The organism is Candidatus Cloacimonadota bacterium (genome assembly GCA_011372345.1).
Lineage (GTDB): Bacteria > Cloacimonadota > Cloacimonadia > Cloacimonadales > TCS61 > DRTC01.
Window position 1 is genome coordinate 1 of sequence record DRTC01000011.1, and the last position, 5,080, is coordinate 5,080.

A 5,080-nucleotide genomic window follows, 5' to 3' on the forward strand; every position below is an offset into this window, starting at 1 on the left:
GATACCGAGAACACGGGCTCTTAGACCAGGAGCGATGATGGTTTTCATGAGCGTCTGACCGGTCTTGAAGTCCTTGCCGGCAATAGGTAGGTTTTTGAGCTGTGCCAGTTTCCAGATCGCTGGGATATCAACGGTTAAATTAGGAGCTCCATTGGCAAAAGGAATTCCCATTTTCAGTGCAGCATACGCATAGATCATACTAGGAGAGATAGCTTCGTGATTTTCTTTCAAACCCCTTTCAAAATTTGCCAGTGATCGATGTACTTCCTGTTCTTCAATATAAATTTCAGTAGAAGCACACCAGATCATGATAACTTCCGTGAGGTCATTTTTCTTTTTAAAATTTTCAATGTCATCCATAAGCATTTGTGCTAGCTGCATCTTGTTCTCACCATGTTTTACATTTGGCCCATCCAGTTTTTTCACATATTTTTTATCAAAGACTGCCTTCATCGGCTTGATCTTTTGAAGTTCATCTTTTACGAGCTCGATATGCTCCATGCTGAGCACTTGCGCATTTTTTGCAGATTCATAAGCAGAATCTTCGAAGATATCCCAGCCAGCAATGACGAGATCTTCAATTTTGGCAAGTGGAAGAAAATCTTTTATCAATGGCGATCTATTTTCTGTTCTTTTTCCTAAACGAATTGTGCCCATCTGCGTCAGACTGCCAATTGGTTTAGCATACTCTCTTTTTATAAGTTCCAGCCCAGCAATAAAAGTTGTGCCGATTGCACCGAGTCCAGGAATTAATACACCTAATTTTGATGATTTTTCTTTGATTTTCATTATGTCATCTCCTAATAAATTTTTCATTTAACAATTCACATTTTTTAAGATGGAATTGTACGTCAATTTTAATTAAACATATTATTCGAATTATGGAGTATTCTCATGACCGTCCTCATAAAAGAGTTCTTCCATTTTCTGAACGAATCTTTCGGTTGCTTTGCCATCTAATTTATAAAAATACCTTTTCCGGTATTTATCTGCTTGCTCGATCATTTCTTTTGTTGGACTGATGCTCTGTTCTATTGCCTGCTTGATCTGTTTCCCCGAATCTATATGAACAAAAGCTCCTTTAAGAAATTCGCGATTATCAATCTCCAGAAGAGCTTCACCATCGGAATGAGTTAATTTATCACATTGCAGATCGAAAATAATCCCATGCTTTTTGAATGCCAGAAAGTCAAAAACCGTGCTGGATGCTTCACTAATAATCGTATCTGCAAGAGCATAATAAGGAACGATATTCAGCTCTGTAAACGGTAATAGGACAGCGTGAGGATATTTCTTAATTCTGCGTTCATAAATGCGATGTTGTTTGTGAGGAGCATATTTCCCCATCCAACTATATGGATGCAGTTTGATGATCAGATTGTAGTTTATTGTCTGCTCGAAAATATCATTTTTGACTTCATACATACAGGTCGGTTTGTATGTCGGGGCAAAGAGAACCGTTTTTTTATTAGGATCTAAATTCCATTTTTTAAGAAGTCCGGACTTATCATCGAATCTTCCCTGAAAATAAAAATCCAGTTTTGGAAGCCCGATAAGATGCACTTCATTTTTTCCTAAAGACGGAGAATTCTTTAACGAATCGACCCTGTGTTGTCCTTCGACAAAAATTAAATATTTATCGTTCGGAACTTCTGCCAAATTTCGATAAAGAATATTTTTAATGCCTGTTCCGTGGTTCAGGAAGATGAGCATTATTTTTCCGTAATCTTTGGAATTTCGTAGAGTATCACCGGATATTACGATATCAAAACCTCTTGTTTCTTTTGTAAATCTGTAACCGAGTTTTTCCCATTCATCGATAATTTTGTTGCGGAATGGTAGATCAAAAATGAGATACTTTTTCTTTTCCATATCAAGAGAGAACCAGATATCATACTTATCGTCATTCATCAAATATTCAATAATAGGATCGAACGCAGCTTTGTGATAGGCATATCCGATACGGAATAGAAGTTTTATTTTTTTCATCTTCCGGTCCTGTAAAATTTTTCCATAAATTTTTCAATTTTTTCGATCGCGGCTTCAAATTTTAGATTTTTGATTCCCGGAATTTCTGGTGAAATCGCCAGATGTTTTTCCATTCCCGGCGGAGTCCAGTGAGAAGCATGAACATGACTAAAAATCCCGATAGTTGGAATTCCGCATGTGATGGCAATATGTCTTGGACCATTATCATTTCCGAGAAAAAGAGATGATCTCTCAAAGATAGCTTTCAGTTGTTTGATGCTGGAAATTTTGTAGTTGATCTCGATTTTATTTTTCATATTATGTTGAATAATTTTTATGATGTGAAATTCTCCGGGACCCCACGTGAACACGATCTTTGCCTGATATTTGTCGATTAGAAAATCGCAGATTTGAGCAAAATATTCCAGATCCCATAAACGATAAGATTTGATGCTTACAGGCGAAAGAGCGATTATCAAATCTTGTTTTTGAAAATTGAGATCATTCCATAATTCTTTTGCCCATTTTCTCTCTTTATCGGTTATGAATAATTCGGGCAGGGAATCATCAGACTCATTAATACCAAGCGGTTTAAGCAATTTCAATTTATTTATAGCTGCATAAATTTGAGTATCGACTGGTCCGATCTTAATGTTATAAGCATAATTCCTGTGCTTTTCTGTGAAAGAAATTCTTTTTTTGGCAAAAGTCAAAAAAGTGATCAATGCAGATCTCGGATTCTGTTGAAAATCTATCACAATATCATATCTGGAAAAAACAAACCTGAAAAGATAAATCAAGTATTTGAGGAATTGCATCTGCAAATTCGGGACAATGAATTTGTCGATGTTGGGATTGTGCCGAACTGCGTCAAATGCTTTATTTCCAACAAGAAAAGTTATTTCGGCTTCCGGTAAATGTTTCCTTAAAGCTCGAACTGCTGGAGTGCACATCAGGACATCGCCGATCGCACCGTGTTGGATCAAGAGAATTCTTTTCATATTGTTTAATGTTAAATTAATATAAATATAAAGAGAAACCGTTCCCGGTGAAATATCCTACGGATTTCACAGGTTAAAAAGTTGGCGGTTAATAAGAAGATAGCAAATTGTAACCGATTCACCTGTCCCGTTAAATCTTTATTCATTTAACTGGGATCGGTTTCCAAATGTTTGATGAATTTTCTAACATATTTCTAATCACACCCTTTTAGAGTGAACTCATTTATTTCTCATTATAAATAATTTATAATACTTCATAAACACAGAAATGGACGCAATCCAGCAAAGGATCAAACCCCGAATTCCATCTAAAAATCCCAGTCTAAAAAAATAATGATGAATAAATTTATAAGAAGGTCTGAAAATGAAATGAAACAGATTTGCTTTTTTTCCTTTTTGAAACATATCGTTTGCTTGCCAGGTTGCGTAACGAACCATTTTATTCCAATGAGATGTAAAATCTCGAATCGGAATATGAATTATATAAGCATTTTTATTTTTAATTTTTGATCGATTTTTAATGTCGAGTGTCGAATGAACACTTCGTAAGGTATATTCTTTGTATGATTCTTTTCTCACCAAACGCATTCCCTGATAGCCGAGATGACGATCGTGATTCTGAATCTTTCCCCAAAATTTCGTCTTCAGGTAAACCAAATATCCGTCGAAAGGAATCTCTTCCATTGCAAGGATTTTTTCGATCTCCGCTTGTAATTCAGGAGTGCATCTTTCGTCCGAATCGATGATCAGAACCCATTCATTTGAAACCTTTGGCATCCCCCAGGTTCGTTGTGCACCGGAATTTTCATACTCGTGCTGAACGATCTTCACATTAGGAAATTTCCGGCAAATCTCAACTGTTCTATCTTTGCTGAAAGCATCTACAATAAAAATCTCATCGACCCAGGTTATCGACTTGAGGCAATCCTCGATAATATCCTCGACATCCTGTACAGGAATGAAGGCTGAAATCTTGTTTTTTCGCATGATTAATATCCTAAGCTACAAAAACCGTAAATAATTTACTCATCATTTTTCTTTTTAATTGTGTTATTATAAAAATCGATCATTCTTTGAATTTGATTTTCCATAGAGTACGAATTTCTATTTTCTAAAATATTTTCTACAATTTGAGAATAATTTTTCCGTGATATATTTTGATAATTTTCATGCTGTTCCAAAATAAAACCAAAATTATTCGAGAGAGTGAAATTCTTAACTTCATCGAGACAATCTTGAGTAAGAACCGGAACTCCCGCACAAATGTAATCATAAGTTTTATTTCCGAAAGCAAACCTGATATGGGGCAGTTTTGGGGCAACATCATTATTGAAAACAGTTATACCGAAATCATATTGAGAAATTTCTTGAAGCAGTTTTTTATAGGGCAGTTTTTCATGAATAATCAAATTTTTAATCTTTCGATAATTCCGATATTTTTTATTTCTTGAGGGATAAATGTGAAGCATAAATCCCTTTTCAGATAGTTTCTTTAAAATTTTAATTATATTCCTGTGATCTGTTCTATGTTCGGAAATTCTACCTATATAAACGAGATGGGTTTTCCTATCCTGTTTAGAAAGTTTTGGCGAAAAATCTTCAGGATTTAGAGTGCTTTCTGAGGGAAAATAATTAGCAAAACTTAAGCTATTATCAATTAACGAATAAAACTTCTCTACTTCATTTTTGTATGAATTCGTAATGTAAACAGCCCCATCAGCGCTTTCATTACAGGTTCTTTCATAATTTTTGTCTCTCTTTGATAAATGATGTTTAAAAGACATAAAATCGTGCTGATCGTAAATTACTGGAACAGATAAATTTGCTTTTATCAGTTTGGCTCCTAATCTGTCGGGCTGATTATGAAAATGGATTAAATCTATATTTTTCGAGACAATTATTTCTTTTATGATTTTTATCTCTTTGAACTTGCTTTTAGGTAATAGTGTGATCGAATCAAATATCGAATTTCCATAACCATAAACTTCATCCGGAGTTTTTTCACGATGAGATAGATGAATATTCAATCCTTTTGACTGCAAGGCTGAAGCGATTTTTATAGTCCTGATGCAGGGGGAAGAGTCCTGAATCATGAGGATGTTTTTAACTGA

At 34.9% G+C, this 5,080-nt stretch carries 5 protein-coding genes; all 5 read right to left on the reverse strand.

Going from position 1 to position 5,080, the window contains the following annotated elements; all coding sequences use genetic code 11:
• On the reverse strand, positions 1-789 hold a 789-nt coding region (locus tag ENL20_00175; GenBank protein ID HHE36977.1), incomplete at its 3' end, for an inositol-3-phosphate synthase.
• A 90-nt stretch (positions 790-879) separates the two neighbouring features.
• Positions 880-1,989 carry a CDP-glycerol glycerophosphotransferase gene (locus ENL20_00180; GenBank protein ID HHE36978.1) on the reverse strand — a complete coding sequence of 370 codons (1,110 nt, stop codon included), beginning with the start codon at positions 1,987-1,989 and terminating at the stop codon, positions 880-882.
• Entirely contained in the window at positions 1,986-2,954 is a 969-nt protein-coding gene (locus ENL20_00185; protein HHE36979.1) for a glycosyltransferase family 9 protein, read from the reverse strand. Before ENL20_00185 ends, ENL20_00180 begins: the two co-directional genes overlap by 4 nt.
• 234 nt (positions 2,955-3,188) lie before the next feature.
• A complete protein-coding gene (locus ENL20_00190) occupies positions 3,189-3,956 on the reverse strand; it encodes a glycosyltransferase family 2 protein (protein ID HHE36980.1) in 768 nt (255 codons plus the stop codon).
• Positions 3,957-3,991: 35 nt separating this feature from the next.
• On the reverse strand, positions 3,992-5,080 hold a 1,089-nt coding region (locus tag ENL20_00195), incomplete at its 5' end, for a hypothetical protein (GenBank protein HHE36981.1).